2 pseudogenes are annotated in these 1,070 nt (G+C 32.6%); one reads left to right on the forward strand and one right to left on the reverse strand.

Annotated features, from left to right (window positions below):
• Positions 1 to 330: pseudogene (locus U860_RS32280) on the forward strand (DDE-type integrase/transposase/recombinase); the annotation flags it as partial.
• Between the two features lie 335 nt (positions 331 to 665).
• Here the strand turns inward: U860_RS32280 and U860_RS0129795 are convergent.
• Positions 666 to 1,070, reverse strand: a pseudogene (locus tag U860_RS0129795) (IS4 family transposase); the annotation flags it as partial.

The raw sequence follows: 1,070 nt of genomic DNA on the forward strand, positions 1-1,070 counted from the left end.
TCGTATGTTTCTAAACTTCGCATGATAACAGTAGATAAGAACCCTGCCTATCCTGTAGCGATTCAAGAGTTGAAAGAAGAGAAACATATGCCTGAAGGCATACAACTAAGGCAAGTTAAATATCTCAATAATATAGTGGAACAAGACCACCGGTTTATTAAAAGGTGAGTTCGTTCTATGTTAGGATTCAAGTCGTTTAAAACAGCAATCTCTATATTGAGTGGTGTTGAAGCCATGCATATGATGAAAAAAGGGCAACTTATTTTACTGGATAAGTCTGTCCAAAACCAGAAAGAATTTATTCATAAATTGTTTGGCTTAGCTTCATAAGATAGAAATGAAGAGGAAATTGCTACTCTATGTTTCTAACTAACATTTTCGCACCAGAACCAAACTTCAATGATATCAAGGGGTTTAAGAGTTTTCGTAGTTATCAATTTTGATAACTACGAAAAACGTTTATATAACAAGGTTAATAAGAGCTTTCTTACAAAAAATAAATAAACAGTTACTAATTTTGATAAAAAGGGGTACTGACACACATCCATCAACTTAAGATATATTTTTATATAAAATGCGGTCTTTCCATATAGTTTTTATTATCTTTTATAGATTTTATAAAAGTAGGCATATCAAATAAACCCTGACGGGTTTCAAATTTTTTACTATGCTACCTGATGAGTAGAAGTGGTATACTCATAAACAACACTCAAAATATCAAAGACTGTCTTTTTCTCGTATCGATGAGATTTTCGTCCGTTGCGCTGTAGGAGGTTAAACAGACGAAGGAGAACCTTTGATAGCTCTTGGGTGTTTTTGTGTAATGCTTGGTGAAAAAGTAAAAAATAATCCTTAATTATGTACATCGCTTTATATTCACTTAGCTCTTTCTGTTTCTTACGTAACAGGAGTTCTCTCATTTTAAACATAGTAGAAGAACATAATAGAATACTAATGAGTTGCCCATAAAGGTGACATTCTAATCGCTCTTGTTTAATAGATTTACAACGATGGATTTGAAACCAAGATTTCCATATTTTAAATAACAGTTGTCGGGTAAAGAACTGGCG

Source organism: Bacillus sp. H1a (assembly GCF_000633475.1).
Taxonomy (GTDB): Bacteria; Bacillota; Bacilli; order Bacillales; family Bacillaceae_G; genus Bacillus_A; species Bacillus_A paramycoides.